A 23,697-nucleotide genomic window follows, 5' to 3' on the forward strand; every position below is an offset into this window, starting at 1 on the left:
TTACGGGTTGTATGAAGCGCATGTGTCACATTCTGGGGGCGGTACTAAGCTTGCTGCCGGCCGTGGGCCGCAGCCAGGCGCTGCCCACGGCCGGCTATGCCAGCCTCGACCGGTTTGCGCGCGAGCTGCCCGATGCGCAGGCCGCCACGGTAACACAGCTGGCTGCCAGCCTGGCCGCCCAGGCCTGCACCGACGAGGAAAAGGCCCGCCTCATCTTCGCCTGGCTGGCTACCCACGTCGCCTACGACACGGCTTTTCTACGCGGCGAGACCGGGCCGGGCCACACCCCTGCGCAGGTACTGGCCGGCCGCCGGGCCATCTGCCAGGGGTATGCCGACCTGTTTACGGCCCTGGCCACGGCCATGCAGCTGCCGGCCCGCACGGTGAGCGGCTACGGCCGCACCTCCGACCAGCCCGACCCGCTGGCCGGCAAAGCCCCCAACCATGCCTGGAACGTGTACCAGGCGGGCGGCACCTGGCACCTGGCCGATGCCACCTGGGGCGCGGGCAGCGTCGACGACAAGCTGGCGTTTACGCAAGGGTTCAACCCGTTCTGGTTTGATACGCCCCCGGCCGCCGCTATTTTCTCGCACCTGCCCACCGAGCCGAAGTGGCAGCTGCTGCCCCAGCCGGCCACTTCGGCCGAGTTCCGGGGCTGGGGCTGCGTGTCGTCGGTGTGGTTTGAGCTGGGGCTCGACGGGACCTACCTGCGGCGGGTGCTGGCGCCGCGCGGGCGTTTTCGGGCCGGGCCGTTGCCGGAGGTGTTCGCCACCCCGTACCCCGTTGGCCTGGTGCGGGTGCCGCGGCGGGCCAGGCTGGTATCGGGGGAGCCGGTGGAGTTTGTTTTCCGGGCCCCGCCCGGGGTGGAGCTAAGCCTGGAGATGGACTGGCGCAGCGTTCCGTTTCGGGACAGCGCCGGCTACCGCCGGGCCTTTTTCGTTGCCGACGTGCGGGACGCCAAAAAAATAGGCGTCGTCATCGGTCAGAAAAACGACGCCCATTCCCGTAAGTACCTGCTGCGGTATTCGGTAGAGCCCGCGGCCCGCGCAGCGCAGCTGGCCAGTGCTGATACCACCGGCTACCTGCGCCGCTAAGCCCCGGCTCAGGAGCCGGTCCGCTCGGTGTCGGTTTCGGGCGAGTCGGGGCCGCCTTCCATGCCGTTGGTCTGGCTGGCGTTGCCGTACTCGCCGCGGATGCCGGCACCGTCGCCCATGTTCTGCTGGGTGCTTTTGCTGGCGTTGGGCGACTCTTTCTGGTTGCTCTTCTGGGTGGTGGACTGCTGCTCCTGAGCCTGGTCAGGGGTATTGCTGGCCGGGGCCTGGTCGGGGCGCGGGTCGGTGGGGGTGGGCTGGGGGTCTGGCATGGCGTATTGAAAAGAGAAAGTGGAAGGTGGGCTGAAGGGCCCTGGTGAAGGCCTTAGTGTTGGGCTTTACGCGGCTTAGCGTAAGCGGTTGAGCGAAAAATTGATTTTGCCGCCCGAACTTGGCTGCCCATATTGTCCGGAAATTCTTCCGTGTTCTTTTTCATTCCTTATTCAGCTATTCCGTGTCGGACGCTTCCTACAATTTGCCTCAGCAGAAAACCCACCCCGATTTCTTATTTCCGGCTTCGGGCTACCGTCCCAATCCCACCGATGCAGAAGCTGCAGCGGGGCGGGGGGGCATCCCTGCGCGCTGGGGCCGGGCCACGCTGGTGCTGGCCCTGCTGATGGGCGCCGCCGGCCTGAGCAGCTGCGACAGCGCCGACGGAAGCAAGCCCGGGGCGGCCGCCAAGCCCCACAAAGACTACAAGCTGGTGGAGGTGCCCACCACGGCCATGCCCAACTACGAAGCGGCCGTAACCCGCAGCGTGGAGCAGCAGCTCAAGAAAGTGCCCGAGTCGGAGAAAGCCGATGCCATGGCCCTGCGTCAGTACCGTGAGCTCACCAAGCGGTTCTGGACGGCCGAGGCCCTGACCGAGTACATCACCGAGCAGGCCCGCAAAGGGCAGGGCGGCGAGCTGTTTGCCAACCAGGTTTCCCTGGTGCAGGGCGCCTGGCAGCAGCTCAACAAAGCCCTCGTGTACAGCTACAAGTTTGGCCCCACCATGACCAACCACCTCGACATTATGTCGCGGGTGTCGACGCAGCAGCAGTCGGCGTTATCCGACCTGCCGGCCCTGGTAGCCTCCCGCCAGCCCCTCGAAAATGCCGATACCAAAAAGCGTGATGCCGACACGTACGACATGCTAAGCGGGCTGCTGCCCAAGTCGCCCGCCACCGGCAAGCCGTACCGGGCCCAGGTGCGTACCATACACCTCTAGGCAGGTGGGCGCCGTACTGGCAAACTGTCGGTATCGCAATTATGGCGTGCTCCTTGCCGGCTCCCAGTAATGCAAGCGCCCTTTCCACCCGACCCGAACGCTGACCAAAGCCCTGCCCCGGGCTCTACTGCCGCTTTGGCTGCGCAGCTGTTTGCGCAGAAATCGGAGGCCGAGCTGCTGTATCTGGCCCAGAATGCGGGCCGCTACCCGCCGGCAGTGGGGGCGGCGGCTGTGGCCGAGCTGCAGCGCCGGGGCCTGCTGCCCGACGCCGCCCGGCCAGCACCGCCCCCGCCTCCCTCGCCCCCCGATACCTGGCTGGGCATGCTCAGGCAGCTGCTGAGTGGGCTGTTTATTCCTTCGCGCGACTTTGCGGCCACGCCCATACTGCTGCATTTTAACCTGCTGGTGTTCGGGGCCATGCTGCTGAGTGGGGTGTCGGCCACCCAGCCCTCGGGCCACGACCTGGTGCTCTGGGGCTCCAACCTCTCGGGGCTAACCCTGCCGGACCAGCCCTGGCGCTTGGTGACCAGTCAGTTTGTGCACGCCGGCACGGCCCACCTGTTGCTGAATATGTTGTCGCTCTGGCTGCTGGGCGTGCTGATTGAGGCGCGGGCCGGGGCCGGCCGGATGGCGCTGGTGTACCTGGTGAGCGGCATTGGCGGCGCCCTCACCAGCTTGTGGTACCATACCGGAGGCGTAAACTCGGTAGGCGCCAGTGGGGCTATTTTTGGCTTGTATGGCTTTCTGCTGGTCTTGCTGCTTAGCCGCCGCCTTGTGCTCGACAAGTTCAACCGGCGGGCCATGCTGGGCCTGGTGCTCTACCTGGTGGTCAGCAACCTCATTTCCGGCATCAACGGCAACATCGACAACGCGGCCCACATCGGCGGCCTGGCCACCGGCTTGTTTGTGGCCGGCCCCCTGGCGCTTATTCGGTTAAAAGGTAAAAGGTAAAAGTCATCTGGCTCCTAGGAATGCGCTGGGGTTAAGCTCCTTCTTTTAAGTATGTAAAAGCGCTGTGCAGCGCAATAATTCATAATTCATAACTCATAACTCAACAAAGCATGCTTGCCCTTCAGCTCGATGCCGTGCACCAGCCGGTAACCGTCCGCGACGTTCCTACGCCCAGCCCGGGGCCCGGCGAAATCCTGGTGCGGCTGCACGCGGCGGCCCTCAACCACCGCGACGTCTGGATTCAGAAGGGGCAGTACGCCGGGCTGCGCCTGCCCTGTACCCTGGGCGCCGACGGCGCCGGCACGGTGGCCGCCTGGGGCGAGGGCGTGGCCGGCTCTGCGCCCGCGGTGGGCACCGCCGTGCTCATCAACCCCGGCCTGGAGTGGGGCGACAACCCCCGGGCCCAGGGCCGGGCATTCCGGGTGCTGGGCATGCCCGACCCGGGCACCTTTGCCGAGTACATCTGCCTGCCGGCCCATTACATCCAGCCCATGCCGGCCCACCTCAGCTTTGAGCAGGGGGCGGCCCTGCCGCTGGCCGGCCTCACGGCCTACCGGGCGGCCTTCACCCGCGCCCAGGTGCAGCCCGGCGAGCGGGTGCTGGTAACCGGGGCCGGGGGCGGCGTGGCCCTGGTGGCCGTGCAGCTCTGCCTGGCCCGGGGCGCCGAGGTGTGGGTAACCTCGGGCTCAGACGATAAGCTGCAGCGGGCCCGGGCGCTGGGAGCCCGCGGCGGCATCAGCTACCGAGAAGAAAACTGGGCCGCCACGCTGGTAAAGCAGGCCGGCGGCCCATTCGATGTCATCATCGACAGCGCCGCCGGGCCGGGATTCAACGCCTTGCTGGACGCAGCCGCGCCGGGTGGGCGCATCGTGTTCTACGGCGGCACGCTGGGCGCCATTCCGCAGCTGCCCCCGGCCCGGGTATTCTGGAAGCAGCTCAGCATCCTGGGCTCCACCATGGGCACGGAGCAGGATTTCGCCCAGATGCTGGCCCTGGTGCAGGAAAAGCAGATTGTGCCGGTGGTAGATGAGGTGTTCTCCCTGGCCGAGGGCGAAGCCGCCCTGCGCCGCCTGGAGCAGGGCCTGCAGTTCGGCAAAATCGTGCTGCGGATTCCGTAGCAGTGCTTAGAAAAGCTGGGCCTGTACCCTTTGATTACGAGGTAGAATAATTGCTTTCTGCCGGGCTTTAAAACCCTGAAAAAGGGAATGAAAACAGCGTTTTTCTGGTTTACTAATCAGCCCGGTCGCCCTATCGGCCGGCTGCCATTTTAGCCATGAAAGCACCCGCCGAATACCTCGAAAATCTCGTCTTCGAAGCCCGCCGTCCGCGCCGTGAGCTGCAGCCGGTTGTAGCTTACCACGACGCCGTTCAGGCCGTAGAAAAAGCCCTGGCCGACGCTGAGCGCTACAAGTACCTGCTCATGCGCGCCCTGCGCCGCCACGCCGACGAATCCACCGGCACCACTCACCCCGTGCCCACTGCCATTCCGGCATCGTCGGTATTCTCCGCCGATGTGCCCGTGGTGCCTCTGTACCCCGGGCAGGAGCGGATGGCCGCCTAAAGCAGGTCGGCATTCCACGGTTTTGAAGTCAGTGGAATTGTAGCGTGGACTCTGCGAGTCCGCGCGGTTGAACGTTCACACGCGCGGACTCGCAGAGTCCACGCTACACCCGCGGCGAAACTGCGCTAAAGGGTAAAACCGGAACAGCTTTTAACTCCCAACTTTTAACTAAACCCCTGCCCTGTGAAGCGCTTTATTCCGGGCGCTTGCTTTCTGCCTACGCGCCCGTTAAGGCTGGTTGGCGGGGGCTGTGGAGGCAGCACCGGCAAGCTCCAGCATCGGTTCCTGCAGTACAACCTGCCCGGTATAGGCATCCACATAAACGTAGCTTCGGCTGCGCGGCTGCTGGGCCTGAACGTCGAATTTCCAGACCAAAGCCTGCGCGTTGGTGCGGGGCAGGCACACGGTAACCAGCTCACCCGTGGGGCGGTAGGTGGCATTCAGGTTGTCCTGCTCCCGCTGCAAGCGGGTTTCGGCAATCGAGTCCTGCCACAAGTAGCGCTGGGCTCCAATAAATTGAAGGGCCTGCCGCAGGGCTGCCGGTGCCCCCATCACCGGCAGCGTACGCGGACCCGAAGCTGGGTGCTGACCATGCGGCAGGCCGTTGCCAGCCCCCCCGCCAGGCTTTAAGGCATAACGGCTGATGTGAACCAGGTTTCCTTTGTAGTCGCGCACATAAGCCGGGTAGTAAGCGAAGGCGCTGTTAAAGCGTCTGTCCCACAGAGATTCTTCATCTGCGGCCTGTCGGCTGGCCTTCCAGTCCTGCAAAGCAGGCGGGCCGTCGGCTGCCGGCAATGCGTCCCAAGCAGGGCCTTGCGGGAATAATACCGGCAGGCTGCTGTGCTGTCGTGGGGTGGAAGTGGCCCCTGTGTGCTGGGCCTGTGCTGGTAAGCCCACCCGGGCATTAACCAGGAGCAACAAGATGAAGAGGTGCTTCATAGGAGGTAAAAAGCGAGTTGTGGAATGCCAAAGCCAGCATTTGTGCCGGCTGGTGGGGAGTAGCTGGCACAAAGGTTTGATGGCGAGCGGGGTTGCTCCAAGCATGGCGGCCCGTGGCTTGGACCAACAACCCGCTCAGCAGGACCAAGTGCTTAGTGCGTTGGATGAAGGGGCGGGTGCCTTTCGTGCAGGCCCTGGCAGGTGCCTTCGGGGCCGCCTGCTGCACGTATTCCGCCGGTTGTTGGCGCCGCCGAACTGGCCAACGGCATAGCGGCTCAGCCCCCACCGGCCCACTTTATGCGTTTCAGGATTCCGCGCTCAGGCAGCCCCGCATCAGCAGCGGGGTTCGGCTCTGGTCGGGCAGGTAGCGAAGTCGCCCCCTCGTCAGCAGGTAGTGGCGGGAGCCGGGGCGGGAAGCATCCTGCCTTTTGCCAGTAGCAGATGCTGCCCATTCGTATCAATCTTCTCTGCAGCCAGCAGCCGGCAGAGGGAAAAGCTTTATTCCTGCTGCAGGCGGACGGTGCGCCCGGCGCAGCGCACCACGTACAAGCCGGCAGGTACGGGCAGCTCGGCCGAGCCGGCCGGCCCGGTGCGCCCCTGCCATACCACCCGGCCCAGCGCGTCCACTACGTGCACCACTGCATTTGCCGGGCCGGTAAGCACGGCGCGGCTGCCCGGGCCGGCGGGGTTGGGCGCCAGGTGCAGCGCTTCCTGCCCGCTGCCTTCGCAGGACACGGCCTGTACCGGCGAGAACCGAAAGCTGCCGTCGGTATCGGTTTGCCGTAAACGGTAGTACACCGTAGCGGTGGCGTAAGCCAGAAGGCCCGGGTCGCGGAAGGTATAGGCAATGGGTGCGCTGCCCGAGCCCCGCCCTGCCACCCAGCCAATGCGCCGGAAGGTGCGGCCGTCGGCCGACGCCTCCACGCCGAAGCCCGCGTTGCGCGTTTCCGAAGCCGTGGCCCACAACAGCACGGCGGCCGGTCCCTGGCGCTGGGCCGTGAAGCGCAGCAGCTCGACGGGCAGCGGGCCGGCGTACTCGTAGGCGCCGAGGTCGTAGCCCGCGCCCACGGGGCGGGTGGCCCCCGTCAGGTCGGTGCCGGGCGCGGCGGTGGCTGTGCCGGCATTAATGGCCGGGCTGCTGGCCAGCAGGCGGAAGTTGGCCGTGGCCGGGTTCAGCGACGGGGCCACGAAGCGAGGGTCGGCCTGCACGGCATTCTGCCCAAGCACGGCGGCGGTGGTGCCACCAAAAAACAGGTTGTTGCGGTAGGCTACGCCAGTGTTGGAATACGCCGTATTGAGCCGGTTGCCAGCGCTGGCAACCAGTATGTTGTTGGCAATGAAGAGGTCGGATGCGGAATTGCCAAATATCTCTCCGCCGTCGATTTCCGGGCTCTGCGAGTTCTGGTAGGCTGTGTTGTTGACGATGTCGACGTGGTCGCTGGAGTAGGCATGAATGCCCGAGCCGCCGTTGTTGACCACCACGTTGTTGGCGATGAGCGTGCGGCTCTGGTAGGCCCCGAGCGCCGAGCCGTTCTGCGTGTTGCGGGTGTCGTCGATGATGATGCCGTTGCCGTCGGTGATTTCGCACATGCCAATCCACTTCACGTAAAGGCGGTTGCCAAAGCAGCGGTTGTTGCGCACCAGCATGTGGTAGCCCGGGGCCGTGTCGAAGTTCCAGCTTTGATAAAGCGAGATGCCGCTGTTGCCAAACAGGGAGGTCCAGCAATTATTGTACACCAGGTTGTCTTCTATCGTCACGTAGTCGCACTGAATGGCCCCGATTCCGCCGCCGCCGCACTCAAACACTTCGTTGCGGACGAAGCGCAGGTGGTGGGGGCGCACCTGACTGCCGCTGGCACTGCGCCCATCGGCTTCGATGCCGTTGCCGTTGTAGATGGGCTCGAACGAACCGGGGCGGATGGTACCGTCGGGGTTGCAGCTTTGGTTCTGCACCTGGGCGGCGGCTACCGTCACGGTACTTACTGCCCCCTGCACGCGAAACCCGCGAATCTCGATGTAGGCGGCACCGGGCCGCAGGGAAAAGCCTCCCCACCCGTTGAAGCGCAGCAGCGGCTGTTCGCCGGGGTAGTTGCGAAAGGTAATCCACTGGCTGGGCGTGCCGCCCCGGGAAATCACCACCACCTGGCATTGCGCGCAGGGATTGGTGTAGGTGCCGCCCCGCACCAGCACCGTGTCGCCGGGCTGTGCTACATCGGCTGCCCGCTGCAGGGTGGCGTAGGGCTGGGCCAGGGTTCCGGGGTTGGCGTCGTTGCCAGCCGGCAGGTTGGTGGGGGCCGATACGTAGCGGTTGGTGGCCCGGGCGGCCTGCGGAGCGGCCCAGGCAATAAGAAGAGCACAGAGCCCGGGTAAAAAACGCATAGCCATAAGGAATAGAGGAGCTGCCATTCCATTCGGAACTTCACATCAAAATTAGATAATAGAAAATATATGCTGCTGTGGCCTGTCCGGTTAGCAGAGCCCGATACATTGCCGGAGCATTTCCACAGCCTGCCACTTAGGGCCAGCCCCGCAGCTGTCAACCCCCTCGTTTTATGGCTGAGGTATAGATATTTAGTGGTTCAGATTTGCGAAGGCCTCGCGGCGTGTACGCCAGGGGAAGGACGTGCTGCCGTTGCTGTTGCTTAAGGCTATAACAGCACCTTGTCTTCTTATCCTTTGCTGCCAAACAGACAGACTTGCAGCAGCGCGGTCTGCCGGCTTACGCTGTCTTGCTCATCCGCTGTGTCAGCTCCCGGGCCAGGGCGGCGGCCTGCTGCCGGAGCTCGGGCACCGCTGTCGACTCGAAGTAGGCCGGGCGGCGGCTGGCACCCAGGGTGAAGAGCTGGGCCGAGGCGTGGCCTTGCCGGCTGAGCAGGGCGCCGTGCTCGTCGGTGAGCATGCCCAGGCGCAGGGGGTCGGGGGTGAGCTCGCCGGCCTCGCGCAGCTGCTGCACCAGGGGCTCCTGAATGCGGCTGTAGTCGAGCAGGGGGCCGGCGCAGCACACTACGTGCTGCATGGGGTACCAGGTGCCGGGCCGGTTGCCGGGCTTGATGCGTACTTCGAGGTGGTTGCCAAAGGGCTTTATCTCGCTTACCCGGCCCAGGGTGAGGCGCACCTTGCCGGTGCGGGTGAGGGCCGCCAGCGCGGCCGCATTTTCCGGCGGACTGCGGTGCCGGGCCGCCGACCAGATGCCGGCCCAGTGCCGCAGAAACAGACGCTGCTCGGCCAGGGGCCAGGCGGCCCAGATGTGGCCCAGGTGGGGCCGCAGCGAGTCAAGCACCGGGCGCCAGTCCAGGCCCTGCGCGGCGGCCTCACGCATGTGGCGGCGCACGGTGCGCAGCACGCCGCTGACGGTGGTTTCGCCGGCCAGCTCGGCGTAGAAGCTGGGGTAGGCGGGGCCGGGCTTGCCGTGCGCGGCGGGCCAGCGGCCGTGGCCGGCCACCACCGTCACTGGGGCTTCGTGCCCGTCCTGGCGCAGGGCCAGCAGCACGTCCACCGCCGTCAGGCCCGAGCCGATGAGCAGCACCGAGTCGTGGGCGCCAATGCGGCGCAGGTTGCCGGCAGCCCAGGGGTCGGCGTGGTAGCCAGGGTGCTCCAGGTAGGCGAGGTCGGGGCCGGCCGGGGGCGGGGGCGGGAAGTTGCCCAGGGCCAGCACCACGTAGTGGCTGGCAATTACCTCGCCGCTGGCCAGCTCCACCGCCCGCAGGCCAGTGGGTAGGGGAGAGGCGGCCAGGGCCTTGCTGTGGTGCCAGTGCACGCGGTTGCCGCTGGGGCTGGGCGCGGCCAGCACGGCCGCCACTTCCTCGGCCAGGTAGCGGCCGTAGGTGGCGCGGGAAGCAAAGTCGGGCAGGCCCTGCCGGGCTTCGGGCTGCTGCTGCAGCCAGTGCAGAAAGTGAGCGGGCTGCTCGTGGTAAAAGCTCAGGGCGCCGGGGCGCACGTTGAGCAGGTACTCCGGCCGCCGCGCCGTGTAGGCCAGGCCGGGGCCGGGCTTTTCCCGCGGCTCAATCAGGTGAATGTCGGCCCCGCTCAGCCCCGGCTGCCGGTACAGCTGCACGGCCAGCGCCGAGCCCGCAAAGCCGCCGCCCACAATGGTAATGACGGGACGAAGCGAAGACGGAGTCACAGTCGGGGGCACGGAAAGCGGATAGGTGTAGCCTGAAAGGCATTCAAACGGCTGGGTGAGCGGGCAGTACCGCGGACTCTGCGAGTCCGCGCGCAAGAACAATCGGGTGGGCCGGCAAGGCGCGGACTCGCAGTGTCCGCGCTACTAATAATACCTGCCCGGTAGCAGGTAGTGCTGCACGTAGTCGGCAATGCCGTCTTCGAGCCGGGTGAAAGGCTGGCTGTAGCCAATGCTTTTAAGCTTGCCCATCTCGGCCTGGGTGAAGTACTGGTACTTGTCGCGGATGTCCTCGGGTGTGTCCTTAAAGCGAATGTCGGCCGTGCGGCCCAGGGCGTTGAAGGTGTTCAGGGCCAGGTCGAGGAAGGTGCGGGCCTCGCCGCTGCCCAGGTTGTAGATGCCTGAGTCCTTGCGGTGCTGCATCAGGAAGAAGCACACGTCCACTACGTCCTTCACGTACACGAAGTCGCGCATCTGCCCGCCGTCGGTGTAGTCGGGGTGGTGCGACTTAAACAAGGTCATGGACCCCGACTGCTGAATCTGGTGGAAGGCGTGGAAGATTACCGACGCCATGCGGCCCTTGTGGTACTCGTTGGGGCCGTACACGTTGAAAAACTTCAGGCCGGCCCAGAAGTAGGGCTTTTCTTCCTGAGCCAGGGCCCAGTTGTCGAAGTCATTTTTCGACTCGCCGTAGGGGTTGAGGGGGCGGTAGAGCGGGAACAGGGCGTCCTCGGTGTCGGAGTAGCCCAGCATGCCGTCGCCGTAGGTGGCGGCCGAGGAGGCGTACACCAGCGGCAGCTGGTAGCGCACGCAGGCCTGCCACATCTGCTTGGAGTAGTTCAGGTTCAGCAGGTCGAGCACGGCGTGGTCCTGCTCGGTGGTGTCGGTGCGGGCGCCGAGGTGGAAGATGAACTCCACCTGCGCATGGTTCTTGTCGAGCCAGTCGAAAAACTCGTTGCGGTCGACGTACTCCCGCAGCTGCTTGCCCTGGATGTTGGGCAGCTTTTTTTCCACAGAAAAGTTGTCGACGACCACGACGTCGTTGAAATTGGCCGCGTTCAGGCGGGAGACAAGGCAGCTGGCAATAAAGCCGGCCGCGCCGGTGACGACTATCATACTGGGCAGGGTTGGGGAGAGGGCAAAGGTAGCGTAGCGCGGAATTCCAGTCCGCGCCGGGTGTGACAGGGCGCAGAATGGAATTCCGCGCTACCCGGGCGCCTACCTTTGCGGCATGCGTTTTTACCCTTTTCTGCTGCTGTTGCTGCTCGTCGTTGGATGCGAATCGGCCTCTCCCGGACGTGAGGACCCGGCTCATGCAAGCCTACCTGCCTCAGCGGAGATGGAGAAACAATCACCACGCTACATCGATACGCTCGACTTCCAAGCCCACCCGCGCTACGAAATTAGCGGTGTCTACCAGCGGAGCGATACCCTGGTCGTTGTGTCGGGAAGTAGTGCCGTGGCTTATCCATTGGGAAAGTTTGAAACCCCCAAGGCATTTCTGACTCGCTACCCAGGCTTCACCCTTACCTCTGAGCTCGAAAACCCTGGCAATACCGGGCCGGTGCGCGTCTACACCTTTACCAGGGGCACGAACAAGGTACGCATGGTTAAGATGTCGCCTGGTGAGGAGTATGACTACGGGCCCTGGCTGGATATAACTTCCGGCCTATTGACGGAACCAGCCATACCGCTAGCCACCGGCATACACGTGGGCATGACTCAGCGCGACGTGCTGGCCGCGCTTTTTCAATCGTTGCACCTGGAAGAGGCGCACCCTTTACGCATTATAGCCCTCACATATGTAGTCGATGGTCAAATCCAGTACTGCCATCTCGACCAAGGTGTAGTGACGGAAATTCAACTCATATCTGATTACACCATTAAGTAGGCATGCTCCGTTTCCCTTTTCTGCTGCTGTTGCTGCTGGCCGTAGGCTGCCAGTCGGAACACCCCCAAACCCCAGCCGCCCCCCTGCGCGACGACCTGGGCCGCACCGTCAACCTTCCCGCTCAGCCGCGCCGCATCCTGGCCCTGGCCCCCAGCATGACCGAGATGCTGTTTGCCGTGGCCGACACCAGCACCATCATTGCCCGCGTGCCCCAGGACAACTACCCCGTCGGTGCCCTGCGCAAGCCCGTGGTGAATAACTACCCGCTGGACCTGGAAAAGCTGGTAGCCCTGCGCCCGGATGTGGTATTCACCATTGAAGGCATCACCTCGCCCGACGACGCGCAGCGCCTGCAGGAGCTGGGCATCCCGGTGTATTTCCAGCGCTACCAAAAGGTGGAAGACGTATTTCGCGGCCTCGACGACCTGGGCCGCCTGCTGGGCCGCGCAAGCCAGGCCAAAAAGCTCACCGACTCGCTGCGTCGGGAAGTGCGGCAGCTAACCAAGTCCCCAAGTCCCCAAGACTCCAAGACCCCCAACGTGCTGGCCATCACCTGGCAGGACCCCATCTACTGCTACGGGCAGAACACGCTGTTCACCGACCAGATTCGCCTGGCCGGCGGGCAGAATGCGGTGCAGGAAACCTTCGCGCAGCCTTTCCCGGCCCTCACCCGCGAATACATCCTCAAGCTCAACCCCGACGTGCTGCTGGGCGGCAGCTTCGGCAAGCTCGACAGCACCTTCTTCAAAAACTACCCCGAGCTGCGCCGCATCCGTGCCTATCAGACCCGCCGCGTGTATCCCATCACCGGCGACCTCATGGAACGCCCCGGCCCGCGCGTAGTGGAGGCCGTGCGGGAGCTGCAGAAGTTAATTAAAAATTAAAAATTATGAATTAAAAATGGTCTGCTCCGGTAACAAGTCTGCCTCAATTTTTAATTTTTAATTCATAATTTTTAATTGAAAGCCCGCCCCGTTTTCTGGCTCATCGCCGGCCTGCTGCTCACGCTGGCGCTGCTCATCCTGGGCCTGCGCGTGGGCAGCTTTGCCACCGACTACGGCTTTATCCTGAACACCCTGCGGCACTACGACCCCAGCGACCCTGCCCAGCTAGTGCTGGTGGAGCTGCGCCTGCCCCGGCTGCTGCTGGCTTTGCTGGCCGGCGCCAGCCTGGCCCTAAGCGGCTACCTGCTGCAGACGCTCGTGACCAACCCCCTGGCCGACCCCTACCTGCTGGGCACGGCCTCGGGGGCCTCGCTGGGGGCCATTGCGGCCTATGTGCTGTTTCCCTCGCTCACCGTGGCCGGGCTGTACCTGCCGCCCGTGGCCGCTTTGCTGGGCGGCGTGGGCACCACGCTGCTGGTAGTAGCCCTGGGCACGCGGCGGGGGCGCATTCTGCCCGCGCCGCTGCTGCTGGCCGGCGTAGCGGTGGGCGCCCTGGCCTCGGCCCTGGGCAGCCTGGCCACGTTTCTGGCCACGCCCGAGGGCAGCCTGCGCACGGTGGTATTCTGGGCCTTCGGCTCCTTCGAGCGGGCGGGCTGGCGCGTGCTGCCCTACCCGGCCCTGGCTTTAGCTGCCAGCCTGCTGCTGCTGAGCTTCCTGCAAAAAGATTTAAACCTGCTGCTGCTGGGCGAGGAGCGGGCCGCCGCCCTGGGCCTGCCCGTGGCCCGACGCCGCTGGCTGCTGGTGCTGCTGGCAGCCGGCCTCACCGGCGGCGTGGTGGCCCTCTGCGGGCCCGTAGGCTTTGTGGGCCTGCTCATTCCCCACCTCACCCGGGGCCTGCTGGGCACTACCGGGCGCTACAACCTGCTGTTTTGCGCGCTGCTGGGCGGCAATTTCCTGCTGGCCTGCGACCTGCTGGCCCGGCTGCTCTACCCGCCCGCCGGCCTGCCCGTGGGCCTGGTAACGGCCCTGTTCGGGGTACCCTTCTTCGTATATTTGCTGCGGAAAAAGTTTTAGTTGTCAGTTGTTCGTTGTCAGTTGTCAGGATTGTTCTGGTAGCACCTGTCAGAACAATCCTGACAACTGACAACGAACAACTGACAACCAGAGAATGATATACATCAGCCGCCAGGAGCATTTCAACGCCGCGCACAAGCTCTACAACCCCAAGTGGAGCGAGGAGCGCAACCGCGAGGTGTTCGGGCCCTGCGCCAATACCAACTGGCACGGCCACAACTACGAGCTCATTGTGACGGTGAAAGGCCAGCCCGACCCGGAAACCGGCTTCGTGGTCGATTTGAAGGCCCTCTCCACCCTTATCAAGCACCACATCGTCGACCAGGTCGACCACAAGAACCTTAACCTCGACGTGCCCTTCATGGCCGGGCAGATGGCCAGCACCGAAAACCTGGCCATCGCCTTCTGGCAAATCCTGGCCCGGGAGCTGCCGGCTATTACGCATGCCCAGCTGCACTGCATCAAGCTCTACGAAACCCCCCGCAACTTCGTGGAATACTACGGCGAAGGGAGTTATGAATTATGAGTTATGAATTATTTGACCGGCATTCGGTATGAACAACTCATAACTCATAACTCCTAACTCATAACTCAACCTTATGAAGTACTACCTTATTGCCGGCGAACGTTCGGGCGACTTCCACGCGGCTCACCTCATGCGGGAGCTTAAGCTTCAGGACGCGGAAGCGCGGTTCCGGTGCTGGGGCGGCGACATGATGCAGGCCGAAGGCGGCGAGCTGGTGCACCACTACCAGGACCTGGCCATCATGGGCTTCTGGGAAGCGGCTACCAGCATCCTGAAGTTTCGCGGCTACCTTAAGGAGTGCGAGCGCGACCTGCTGAGCTACAAGCCCGACGTTCTGATTCTGGTAGATTACGCCGGCTTTAACCTGCGGGTGGCCCGCTTTGCCAAGCAGCACGGTATTAAGGTGTTTTATTACATCTCGCCCAAAATATGGGCCTGGAACCAGGGGCGGGTGGAGAAAGTGAAAGCGCGGGTTGATAAGATGTTTCTCATCCTGCCCTTTGAGAAAGAGTTCTACCAGGGGCATGGCTACGAGGCCGAGTTCATCGGCAACCCCACCGCCGATGCGGTGGCGGAGTTTGAGCCTTCGCCCGACTTTTTCCTGAGCAACCAACTCGACCCGGAGCGGCCTATTATTGCCGTGCTGCCGGGCTCGCGCAAGCAGGAGATTGAGGAGATGCTGCACGAGATGCTGGCCATTCTGCCCGCCTTTCAGGAGTACCAGTTTGTGGTGGCCGGCGTCAACAACCTCGACCGCAACTACTACGCCCACTTCGAGCGCAACGGCATCCGCCTGGTGTTCGACCAGACCTTCGACCTGCTCAGCCACGCCAAGGTGGCCCTGGTTACCAGCGGCACGGCCACCCTGGAAACGGCCCTGTTCGACGTGCCCCAGATAGTGTGCTACCGCACCAGCGCCGTGAGCTACGCCATCGGCAAGATGCTTATCAAAGTGCCCTACATCTCGCTGGTCAACCTCATTGCCGGCCGCGAAGTGGTGAAGGAGCTGATTCAGCACGACTTCACGGCCCGCAACCTGATGGACGAGCTCAAGAGCCTGCTCACCGACGAAGCCTACATGGCCCGCATGAAAGCCGGCTATGCCGAGCTGCGCCAAAAGCTGGGCCAGCAGCAGGCCGCCCGCAAGGCCGCCGAGCTGATGGTGCGCTACCTGAAAGCCTAAGCCGGAGGCCTGCCGGCCAAAGGCACCTACTACCTGTTAAGCCAGGTCTTGAAGCCCGCCGTCAGCGGGCTTCTTTCATTACTATAGAACCCCGGAACTACGCTTGAAAAGCACGTTAGTCGGGCGGCAAGCGGATTCTGTCGAGTGTTATAAGGTTTTGTCGCTTGGAGCGGAAAAAGCCTGCATGGATGCGCGGCTTTTTTCTTAGCTTTACAGCAACTTTTTTTTCGTCAACTAATTCTACATGAAGCAAGATTACATGCGTTTGCGGGGCACGCATAGCCCGGCCAAGCCATTTTTCGCGGGGGCCGGTTTTCGGCGGGCAAGCGCGATTCTGGCCATCCTCGGGCTGTCGCTGGGCAGCCAGGCGCAGCAGCGCCAGGCCCCGTCCTTTTTCCAGGAAGACGGCGCTGCCCGGGCAGCCGCTGCCAACTCCCCCCTGGCCGCAGCCCTGTTCAGCTCCCGCCCGCTGACGCTGGACCTGACCGCCATTCGGGCGGCGCTGGCCACGGCACCGCGCGAAACCCAGGCCGGCACCGCGCCCCTGGTACTGGCCCTGCCGCTGCCCGATGGCAGCACCGCCCGCTTTGCCGTGCGCGAGGCCCCGGTGATGGCGCCGGCCCTGGCCGCGCAGTTTCCGGCCATCAAGACCTACGCCGGCGTGGGCCTCGACGACGTACACGCTTCGGTACGCCTCGACGTTACGCCCCAGGGCTTCCACGCCCAGGTACTGTCGCCCACCACGGGGGCTTTCTACATCGACCCCGTTAGCCGCACCGACGTGCAGCACTACCTCAGCTTCTTCAAGAAGGATATGAACCGCGCTGCCGTGGGCGGCGTGACCCCTTGCGGCTTCACCCCCAGCGCCGAAGACGTGGCGGCCTCCAAGCAGCGCGAGGCCCTGGCCAGCAGCACCGCCGGCCGTAGCCTGGCCGCCCCCAGCGGCTCCCTGCTGCGCACCTACCGCCTGGCCCTGGCCTGCACCCCCGAGTACTCGGTTACCAAAGGCAACACCATGGCCGGCGTAATGGCCGGCGAGGTGACGTCCGTTAACCGCGTAGTGGGTGTGTACGAAAAGGAGCTGGCCGTGCGCCTGGAGCTGGTAGCCAACAACAACCAGCTGGTTTTTCTTAACGGCACCGGCACCCAGCCCAACCCTGCCTATTCCAACAACAACGGCTCGGCCATGCTCACGCAGAACCAGAGCAACGTGGACCGCATCATCGGCAATGCCAACTACGACATCGGCCACGTGTTCAGCACCGGCGGCGGCGGCGTAGCCGGCCTGGGCGTGGTGTGCAACAGCACCCGCAAAGCGCAGGGCGTGACCGGCTCGGCCAGCCCCGTGGGTGATGCCTTCGACATCGATTACGTAGCCCACGAGATGGGCCACCAGTTTGCCGGCAACCACCCCTTCAACGGCGATGCCGGCAGCTGCGCCGGTGGCAACCGCAACGCCAACACGGCCTGGGAGCCGGGCTCGGGCTCGACCATCATGGCCTATGCCGGCATCTGCACCGCCACCAACGACCTGCAGCCCAACTCCGACGCTACCTTCCACACGGGTAACTTCCAGGAGATGCGCACCTTCATCGAGAACTCGACCTGCAACACCACGGCCAACCTGATGACGGGCAACACCGCCCCGGTGGTAACCGTGCCCACGGTCAGCAAGACCCTGCCCATCGGCACGCCCTTCAAGCTCACGGCCACGGCTACTGACGCCGACAACGACCCGCTGACCTACTCCTGGGAAGAAATGGACCTGGGCGCCCAGAGCTCGCCCACGGCCACGCAGGTAGCCGGCCAGAACGTGCCGCTGTTCCGCTCCTTCAACCCCACCGTGTCGGGTACGCGCTACTTCCCCCGCCTGAGCAACCTGCTGGCCAACACCACGGCCATCGGCGAGCGCCTGCCCACCGTGACGCGCACCATGCGCTTCCGTGCCACGGCCCGCGACCAGCACAGCGGTCCGGCCGGCGTTATCGGCGGTGTCGACTTCAGCTCCTTTGTCAACCTGAACGTGAGCAGCACGGCTGGCCCCTTCGTGGTAACGGCTCCCAACACGGCCGTCACCTGGACCGCCGGCGCCGCCCACACGGTTACCTGGAACGTAGCCGGCACCACGGCTGCTCCCGTAAGCTGCGCCACGGTTAACCTCCTGCTGAGCACCGACGGCGGCCTGACTTATCCCACCGTGCTGCTGAGCAGCGTGCCCAACAACGGCAGCGCCGTAGTGATAGCTCCCTCGGTTACCAGCTCGCAGGCCCGCCTGATGGTAGAAGCCGCCGACAACTACTTCTTCGATATCTCGAACGTTAACTTCTCTATCGCTCCCGCTTCGGGTCCGGTTATCACCAGCTTCTCGCCGGGTGGCGGACAGCCGGGTACGGTGGTTACCATCCTGGGCGGCGGCTTCACCGGCGCCACGGCCGTATCCTTCAACGGTACGCCCGCCACGTTTGTCGTAAACTCGGCCACGCAGATTACGGCCACCGTAGCAGCCGGTACTACCACCGGTACCATCACCGTAACGGCGCCCTCGGGCACGGCTACCTCCACGCAGAGCTTCGTAGTAGGCAACCCGCCCTCCATCACCAGCTTCACGCCGGCCTCGGGCGCAGTAGGCAGCACCATCGTTATTACGGGTACTAACTTCCTCGGTGCTACCGGCGTTTCCATCGGCGGCGTCAACGCGCCGATGTTCACCGTGAACTCGGCCAACCAGATTACGGTAACGGTTCCCGCCGGTGCCATCACCGGCCCCATCACCGTGACCTCGCCCATCGCCTCGGGCACCTCGGCTACCAACTACACGGTAATTCCGGCCCCCACCATCACTTCGTTTACGCCCACGGCTGGTCCTATCGGCTCGGTGGTTGTTATCACCGGCACCAACTTCACCGGGGCTACCCAGGTGGCTTTCAACGGGGTTAACGCGCCGATGTTTACTGTAACCTCGGCTACCAGCATCACGGTAACGGTGCCGGTTGGTGCCACCAACGGCCCCATTTCCGTAACCGGCCCCGGCGGCGTTGCCACCTCCACCACCAACTTCGCTATTCCGCCCGCAAACGACCTGTGTGCTAACGCAATTCCCATCATGTGCGGGCAGACAGTAACGGGCACTACGGTGGGCGCTACCACCACCGGCGACCCCACCGCGACCTGCACTACCTCCATCACGACGGGCGGGGTGTTCTACACCATCGTGGGCACCGGGGCTAACATCACCCTCAGCACCTGCAGCGCTACCACTACTTACGACAGCAAGCTCTATGTATTCACCGGCACCTGCGGCAGCTACACCTGCGTAGCCGGCAACGACGACAACGCGGCCTGCACCGGCAACACGCTGACCTCCCTGGTGACCTTCCCCTCGGTAGCGGGCACCACCTACCTGATTTTTGTGGCCGGCTACAACACGGCGGCCGGTCCGTTCGGCCTCTCGGCCACCTGCGCCCCGGTAGTGCCGGCTCCGGCCATCACCAGCCTCAACCCCGTTACCGGGCCCGTGGGCACGGCCGTGACCATCACCGGCACCAACTTCACCGGTGCTTCCCGCGTGGCCTTCAACGGCACCAACAGCATCTACACGGTTGTGAATGCCACCACCATCACCACCACCGTGCCCACGGGCGCTACCACCGGCAACGTGGTAGTAACCACGCCGGCCGGTGCCAGCAACGGCAGCCTGTTCACGGTAACTATTATTTCGAGCACCGCCAACGCTTCGGGCAGCCAGTTCAGCGTGTACCCCAACCCGGCTTCGGCCAAGGTGGGCCTGCACATCACCCTGGCCTCGGCTACCAAGGCTGCTACCGCTACCCTGCACAACGTGCTGGGCCAGGTAGTAAGCACGCGCAGCTTCAGCGGCAACTCGGCCGACCTGGCTACGGCCGGTCTGGCCGCCGGTACCTACCTGCTCACGGTGCAGGTAGCCGGCCAGTCGCCCACCATTCAGCGCGTGGTGCTGGAGTAGTGAGGCTTCTGCCTGAGTAAAAGAAAAGGCCCGTCGGAAGACGGGCCTTTTTTTGTGGCAGGGCTAAGCAGGAGCGCACATTCTACAGGGTATCACTCGGTGGCATTCTGCTTAAGGATGGTTGTTCAAAGTCCCATCCATACACCGTGCTTGCCTTTGGTGTTGAGCTTGGGCAGGGGCACAATCAGCTCCTGAAGCCAGGTAGGGCGGGGTGGGGGCGACTTGGCCAGGCGGGCCTGCCATTCCTCGTCGGTAAGCCGGTTGGGGCTGCTAAACTCGTAGTAGCTGAATACCGGGCCCACCGCTACCACGGCCGCGCCGTTGATGTCGACAATGGTGTAGAGGGCATCGGCCGTGCCCACGCCCACTTCCAGAATCGTGTTGTTGGATACGTCGGCGTTGTGCGCGTACACATCGGCCACCACGCCCATGTGCCGCTCCCGGTCGGGCATCTGGTCGGTTTTGAGGATTTGGAAGGTGAGCCGCTCGGCCCAGCCGCCGACGTAGGCCATTTCCCTCATGTATTCCTGGCTTACTTTCTCGCCGCGCAGCTCCAGCTGGGAGATGGTGCGCATCTTCTCAATTGTTTCGCGCAGCTCTTTGTTAATCTCGCTCAGGTGCTCGGTGTTGACTTTGAGGCGGGTGAGGGTGCGGTCTTGGTAGGCCAGCAGCTCCAGGGCCGCTTCCCAGAAGGGCAGGTTGGGCTCTACGTAAGCCAGCACGTCCGGCTCAGGCGGGCCCTCACCGCCGCCGCCCATCTCGGCGGCTATCGGTTGCTCGGTGTACAGCAGCAGGTCGTGCTTGAGCTCGGCCCAGCCGGCCAGGGCGGTGCTCAGGTTGCGCTTCTGCCAGGCCGGGGTGCGGGCAAACAGCGGCGTGCCTTTGGCCACGGGCGCGGGCTTGTTGAGGCTCAGCAGGGTTTGCAGGGTTTTGTTGTAGAGGTTGCGGTCCCAGGCCGCGGTGCGGCCGAAGTACTGCTGCAGCTTGCGCAGCGTGTCGGGGTAGGCCGGCCAGCGGGCCGCCTCGCGGTAGTGGTTGCGCAGCACGTCCTCGGCCGTGCGGTCGCCGAAGGTGGCGAATACGTCCAGGCCCCTGGGCACCGGGCGCATGGCCTTGGGCCGGAGCACGTGGGTGAGGCGGGAGAGGATTTCCGCGTCGAAGGAGTAGCGGCCGGCCGTGAACAGCAGCGTGGGCCGGGCCAGGGCCTCTTTCGCGTTTTCCGTAATGGGCTTGGCTTTGATGCGGTCGGTGCCGGTAGCCAGCAAAGCCGGGCGCAGGCGGGCCAGCACGGCGGGGTCGGCCAGCTCGTCGAGGCTCTTGCCCGCGTAGCCGGGGCCGGCCAGCAGCCGCAGCAGGTTGGTCAGGGAGCGGTTGTCTTCGTCGCCGGCCAGCACGTCGAGCACCCCGGTAAAGGTCTGGAAGCCGCGCGCGGCGGCCGGGCTGCCGGCCAGCGCCTTGGCCAGGGCCACGGCCCGCAGCAGGCCCGCGTCGGTGTCGAGGAATACCGGGGCCGTGTTCAGCCACTTCACCGTGCGGAAATAGCGCCTGGTGGTATCGGTGCGGGTGTACATGCCGCGGGGCTTCAGCATTTCATACTGGTAGAGGGAGTCGCCGAGCAGCCCTGAGCCTTTGCCGCTGGCCTCGGTAGCCTTGGTCACTTCGTCTCGCACGGCGTCGACGTAGGCGTCGGGGATTTGGCCCGAGCGGCTGGTGAGCAGGTAGTGGCCCACGGAGTAGTAGGCGGTGGCCCACTCGGCCGCGTCGCGGGCCGCGGGTTGCCGGCTTTGCTGGGCCAGCCGCTGGGCCTGGGCGCTGCCTTGCGCCAGCATGTCGGTTACTATTGGCCCCAGCTTCTTTTCCTCTACGTCCATAAGGATGCCGTTCAGGTGCTTGTGCAGCAGCTGCAGAAACAGGTCGGTGGTGACGAAAGCCGGCGTGTAGGCATACTCGCCTTTGTCGTAGATGTAAAAAAGCTGCTCCTCGCGGGTGGGCACGATGGCAAAGTTGTTGCGGGCCAGCCCCTGCCGCAGGGCCGGCGGCAGCAGAAACTCGTGCTGGTTGGTTACGAAGTCCGGGTTAATCATTGCAAAGCCGCCCTGCGGCGCGATGCGGCCGGCCAGCAGCCTGGCTTCCAGGGCCTGCACTTTCTGCTCAAACGCCACTTCCTGCCGGTTGAGCGGCACGGCAATGGCCACGGAGTCCCACAGCGGGGTGTACCAGCTGGTTTTGTCGAAGTAGCGCCGCAGCGTGGCGTTCATGAAGCAGTAGCCGTTGCGGGCGTACAGCGTGTTGCGCAGCAGCACCAGGTCGAGGTAAGACTTGCCGTCCAGCGGCTGGTTGTAGTCGAACGCGGGCAGCGCCGTGCGCTTCGCCGGGCTGGCGTTGGGGTACTGGGTGTAGTCTATTTCGTAGTACTCCTTGATATCGGGCCGGGCGTAGATGCGGGCCAGCTCCGATTTGTCTTCGGTAAACGTTACCGGTACCTGCTCGCCAAAGCCATTGTCGTGGAACACACTGCCGGCGGGGGCTTGGGCGGGCACCGTACTGGTGGAAGTAGCAGCCGGCGCGGGCACTGCCCGGCGCTGCCAGAAAAAGTAGGCCGTGCCCAGGGCCAGCAGCACCAGAAGGCCAATGAGGGGTAGTAAAACTTTACGATTCATAAAAGCAGCTGCGGAAAAAAGGGAGTTATAAAAAGAAGCGGCGGTAAGCGGCGTCCAGCCCCAGGCTCTGGCCCAGGAAGCTGTCCAGGGCCAGCCCAAAGCCCTGCCAGCGGTAGCGCCCCACACAGTAGCGCCCGTTGGGAGCCCGCTCGATGGTGCGAACATACGTCCGGCCGTCTGCCGCGCGCTCGGCCCGGAAATACAGCAGCTGGAAGGTGAGGCGCGAGCCCCGCCAGCGCGGCTGCAGGCGCCCCAGCGTGTCGAGCGAGTACACGAACAGCCGCCGCTGCCGGCTGCTGTCGAAGCGGGTTGCTTTCACCGGGCCTACCAGCAGGTCACGGTAGCCGTCGTTGTCGACGTCGCCCGCCGCGAAGGCATAAAGCGGAAAGCTGAAGTCGACCACCGAACGCCCGCCATCGGCCGTGGGCAGCCAGGCCTGGTGCTGCCCGGCGTGGCGCAGGTAGCGCAGCCGCACCTGGGCCACGCCGGCCGGGCCGGCCACCGCCACCTGCCGCCGGAAGTAGCCCGTGAGCGAGTCGGTAGCTACCAGTTGCCGGGGCTGCAGCCGCCAGCCGCCGGCCGCAGCGGGCTGTAGCTCTACTTCGGGGGAGTAGCGTCCCAGCCGCGCCGCCAGGGCAGCCCGGGCCCGGGCATCGGCAGGGTGGGGCAAAGCCTGGCGCAGCTGCAGGGGCCGCAGGTAAGTAGCCACCACCTGGCCGCCCTGCAAGTCAAAATCGGCCTGCAAAGCCAGCGTGGTAGCCGGCCCCTGCTGGTCGAACAGGAAGTTGCCGAGGCTGTACAGGATGGGCCGGCCGCGGTAATACTCCACGGTTTGTGCCACGTGCGGGTGGGCGCCCACCACGGCCGCCGCCCCGTGGTCGATGAGGGCGCGGGCCTGCTCGCGCTGCTCGTCGCCCGGGCGCCCCGCGTACTCGCTGCCCCAGTGCAGGTACACCAGCACCGCCCGCTCCGGAAACAGGGTTTTGTAGGCCGCCAGCCGCTCGCACAGCGCCGCGAAGTCGCGCCCGCACACGCAGCCCTCGCCGGGCCGGCCTTCCCGAAAGGCGGAGTACGCCAGCACGGCCACGCTGCTGTCGGGCCCCAGCAGGGTGGGCAGGCAGCCGGCGGTCGAGTCAGGCTGGAAGCCCAGCACGCCCAGCCCGGCGGCGCGGGTAGCAGCATCGGTGTCGCGCAGGCCCGGCAGGTGCTGGTCGAGGCTGTGGTTATTAGCCAGCGAGAGGTGGGTGAAACCGGCCCGACGCAGCCAGCTGGCCCAGCGCGGCTCGCCCCGGAATACAATTGGCTTGGCGGCCGGCTGCCGGTGAGTGGTTAAAGGGCACTCCAGGTTGCCGACTACGTAGCGGCTGCCGGACCAGCCGCGCCGGGTGCGCTGGCTTAGCGCGGCGCTGTCGCGGGCCAGGGCGGGCGCGGCGTCGCGGGCCAGCAGCACGTCGCCCACTAGGCTCACCCGCAGCGGGGGCGGCGGGGTGGGCTGGCAGGCGGCCAGTGTTCCGCCAAGTAAAAAGGCTCCCGCAATCCGAACGCGCAAAATCATAAGTGGAGCTTTCCCGGCACGAAAGATAGGGCCAGCCACCTGGTCAGAAAAAATACCGTCGGTTAATGGA

General features: G+C 64.8%; 18 protein-coding genes. 11 read left to right on the forward strand and 7 right to left on the reverse strand.

Features of this window, described 5'->3' with window-relative positions:
- Nucleotides 1–11 precede the first annotated feature (11 nt).
- On the forward strand, nt 12–1,094 hold the full coding sequence (locus ABD919_RS01190) for a transglutaminase domain-containing protein (protein WP_345233031.1): 1,083 nt from the start codon (nt 12–14) through the stop codon (nt 1,092–1,094).
- A gap of 8 nt (nt 1,095–1,102) precedes the next feature.
- Here ABD919_RS01190 and ABD919_RS01195 read toward each other — a convergent pair whose 3' ends face one another.
- Entirely contained in the window at nt 1,103–1,363 is a 261-nt protein-coding gene (locus tag ABD919_RS01195; protein ID WP_345233033.1) for a hypothetical protein, read from the reverse strand.
- 182 nt (nt 1,364–1,545) lie between these two features.
- Between ABD919_RS01195 and ABD919_RS01200 the strand changes: the two genes are divergently transcribed.
- The 4 genes from ABD919_RS01200 to ABD919_RS01215 all read left to right on the forward strand — a co-directional run bounded on the left by ABD919_RS01200 (nt 1,546) and on the right by ABD919_RS01215 (nt 4,813).
- Nucleotides 1,546–2,301: a hypothetical protein gene (locus tag ABD919_RS01200; protein WP_345233035.1), complete on the forward strand. Its 756-nt coding sequence runs from the start codon at nt 1,546–1,548 to the stop codon at nt 2,299–2,301.
- A gap of 69 nt (nt 2,302–2,370) precedes the next feature.
- Nucleotides 2,371–3,252: a rhomboid family intramembrane serine protease gene (locus ABD919_RS01205; protein WP_345233036.1), complete on the forward strand. Its 882-nt coding sequence runs from the start codon at nt 2,371–2,373 to the stop codon at nt 3,250–3,252.
- 110 nt (nt 3,253–3,362) lie between these two features.
- Complete coding sequence (locus tag ABD919_RS01210; RefSeq protein ID WP_345233038.1) at nt 3,363–4,370, forward strand: zinc-binding dehydrogenase; 1,008 nt, start codon at nt 3,363–3,365, stop codon at nt 4,368–4,370.
- 155 nt (nt 4,371–4,525) lie between these two features.
- A complete protein-coding gene (locus ABD919_RS01215; RefSeq protein ID WP_345233040.1) occupies nt 4,526–4,813 on the forward strand; it encodes a hypothetical protein in 288 nt (95 codons plus the stop codon).
- A gap of 228 nt (nt 4,814–5,041) precedes the next feature.
- On the opposite strand, the gene ABD919_RS01220 is transcribed toward ABD919_RS01215, so the two are convergent.
- From ABD919_RS01220 to rfaD, 4 genes are all read right to left on the reverse strand, one after another.
- The gene (locus tag ABD919_RS01220; RefSeq protein WP_345233042.1) at nt 5,042–5,752 is read right to left on the reverse strand and encodes a hypothetical protein; all 711 of its coding nucleotides are present in this window, start codon (nt 5,750–5,752) and stop codon (nt 5,042–5,044) included.
- A 498-nt stretch (nt 5,753–6,250) separates the two neighbouring features.
- The gene (locus ABD919_RS01225; RefSeq protein WP_345233044.1) at nt 6,251–8,131 is read right to left on the reverse strand and encodes a choice-of-anchor Q domain-containing protein; all 1,881 of its coding nucleotides are present in this window, start codon (nt 8,129–8,131) and stop codon (nt 6,251–6,253) included.
- A gap of 340 nt (nt 8,132–8,471) precedes the next feature.
- Nucleotides 8,472–9,875 carry an FAD/NAD(P)-binding protein gene (locus ABD919_RS01230; protein WP_345233046.1) on the reverse strand — a complete coding sequence of 468 codons (1,404 nt, stop codon included), beginning with the start codon at nt 9,873–9,875 and terminating at the stop codon, nt 8,472–8,474.
- 144 nt (nt 9,876–10,019) lie between these two features.
- Nucleotides 10,020–10,988, reverse strand: a complete 969-nt coding sequence (gene rfaD / locus ABD919_RS01235) for an ADP-glyceromanno-heptose 6-epimerase (RefSeq protein WP_345233047.1) — start codon at nt 10,986–10,988, stop codon at nt 10,020–10,022.
- Nucleotides 10,989–11,103: 115 nt separating this feature from the next.
- Here rfaD and ABD919_RS01240 point away from each other — a divergent pair, with 115 nt between their 5' ends.
- From ABD919_RS01240 to ABD919_RS01265, 6 genes are all read left to right on the forward strand, one after another.
- Complete coding sequence (locus ABD919_RS01240) at nt 11,104–11,763, forward strand: hypothetical protein (protein ID WP_345233049.1); 660 nt, start codon at nt 11,104–11,106, stop codon at nt 11,761–11,763.
- Between the two features lie 2 nt (nt 11,764–11,765).
- Complete coding sequence (locus ABD919_RS01245) at nt 11,766–12,647, forward strand: ABC transporter substrate-binding protein (RefSeq protein ID WP_345233051.1); 882 nt, start codon at nt 11,766–11,768, stop codon at nt 12,645–12,647.
- Nucleotides 12,648–12,722: 75 nt separating this feature from the next.
- Nucleotides 12,723–13,721, forward strand: coding sequence for a FecCD family ABC transporter permease (locus ABD919_RS01250; RefSeq protein ID WP_345233053.1), 999 nt, complete (start codon nt 12,723–12,725; stop codon nt 13,719–13,721).
- Between the two features lie 94 nt (nt 13,722–13,815).
- Nucleotides 13,816–14,247, forward strand: a complete 432-nt coding sequence (locus ABD919_RS01255) for a 6-pyruvoyl trahydropterin synthase family protein (protein ID WP_345233055.1) — start codon at nt 13,816–13,818, stop codon at nt 14,245–14,247.
- 73 nt (nt 14,248–14,320) lie between these two features.
- Entirely contained in the window at nt 14,321–15,430 is a 1,110-nt protein-coding gene (gene lpxB, locus ABD919_RS01260; RefSeq protein WP_345233057.1) for a lipid-A-disaccharide synthase, read from the forward strand.
- A 244-nt stretch (nt 15,431–15,674) separates the two neighbouring features.
- The gene (locus ABD919_RS01265; protein WP_345233059.1) at nt 15,675–19,412 is read left to right on the forward strand and encodes a reprolysin-like metallopeptidase; all 3,738 of its coding nucleotides are present in this window, start codon (nt 15,675–15,677) and stop codon (nt 19,410–19,412) included.
- 125 nt (nt 19,413–19,537) lie between these two features.
- On the opposite strand, the gene ABD919_RS01270 is transcribed toward ABD919_RS01265, so the two are convergent.
- Together ABD919_RS01270 and ABD919_RS01275 are read right to left on the reverse strand one after the other, a co-directional pair.
- Nucleotides 19,538–22,072, reverse strand: coding sequence for a DUF3160 domain-containing protein (locus ABD919_RS01270; RefSeq protein ID WP_345233061.1), 2,535 nt, complete (start codon nt 22,070–22,072; stop codon nt 19,538–19,540).
- 25 nt (nt 22,073–22,097) lie between these two features.
- Nucleotides 22,098–23,621, reverse strand: coding sequence for a CapA family protein (locus tag ABD919_RS01275; protein ID WP_345233063.1), 1,524 nt, complete (start codon nt 23,619–23,621; stop codon nt 22,098–22,100).
- Nucleotides 23,622–23,697: the final 76 nt, after the last annotated feature.

The organism is Hymenobacter saemangeumensis (assembly GCF_039541835.1).
In the GTDB taxonomy this organism is placed as follows: Bacteria; Bacteroidota; Bacteroidia; order Cytophagales; family Hymenobacteraceae; genus Hymenobacter; species Hymenobacter saemangeumensis.

Bases quoted from the DNA above. Each gene is read 5' to 3' on its own strand.
- ABD919_RS01190 (WP_345233031.1), top strand. From the start codon at position 12: ATGAAGCGCATGTGTCACATTCTGGGGGCGGTACTAAGCTTGCTGCCG.
- ABD919_RS01195 (WP_345233033.1), bottom strand. From the start codon at position 1,363: ATGCCAGACCCCCAGCCCACCCCCACCGACCCGCGCCCCGACCAGGCC.
- ABD919_RS01205 (WP_345233036.1), top strand. From the start codon at position 2,371: ATGCAAGCGCCCTTTCCACCCGACCCGAACGCTGACCAAAGCCCTGCC.
- ABD919_RS01210 (WP_345233038.1), top strand. From the start codon at position 3,363: ATGCTTGCCCTTCAGCTCGATGCCGTGCACCAGCCGGTAACCGTCCGC.
- ABD919_RS01215 (WP_345233040.1), top strand. From the start codon at position 4,526: ATGAAAGCACCCGCCGAATACCTCGAAAATCTCGTCTTCGAAGCCCGC.
- ABD919_RS01220 (WP_345233042.1), bottom strand. From the start codon at position 5,752: ATGAAGCACCTCTTCATCTTGTTGCTCCTGGTTAATGCCCGGGTGGGC.
- ABD919_RS01225 (WP_345233044.1), bottom strand. From the start codon at position 8,131: ATGCGTTTTTTACCCGGGCTCTGTGCTCTTCTTATTGCCTGGGCCGCT.
- rfaD (WP_345233047.1), bottom strand. From the start codon at position 10,988: ATGATAGTCGTCACCGGCGCGGCCGGCTTTATTGCCAGCTGCCTTGTC.
- ABD919_RS01240 (WP_345233049.1), top strand. From the start codon at position 11,104: ATGCGTTTTTACCCTTTTCTGCTGCTGTTGCTGCTCGTCGTTGGATGC.
- ABD919_RS01245 (WP_345233051.1), top strand. From the start codon at position 11,766: ATGCTCCGTTTCCCTTTTCTGCTGCTGTTGCTGCTGGCCGTAGGCTGC.
- ABD919_RS01255 (WP_345233055.1), top strand. From the start codon at position 13,816: ATGATATACATCAGCCGCCAGGAGCATTTCAACGCCGCGCACAAGCTC.
- lpxB (WP_345233057.1), top strand. From the start codon at position 14,321: ATGAAGTACTACCTTATTGCCGGCGAACGTTCGGGCGACTTCCACGCG.
- ABD919_RS01265 (WP_345233059.1), top strand. From the start codon at position 15,675: ATGAAGCAAGATTACATGCGTTTGCGGGGCACGCATAGCCCGGCCAAG.
- ABD919_RS01270 (WP_345233061.1), bottom strand. From the start codon at position 22,072: ATGAATCGTAAAGTTTTACTACCCCTCATTGGCCTTCTGGTGCTGCTG.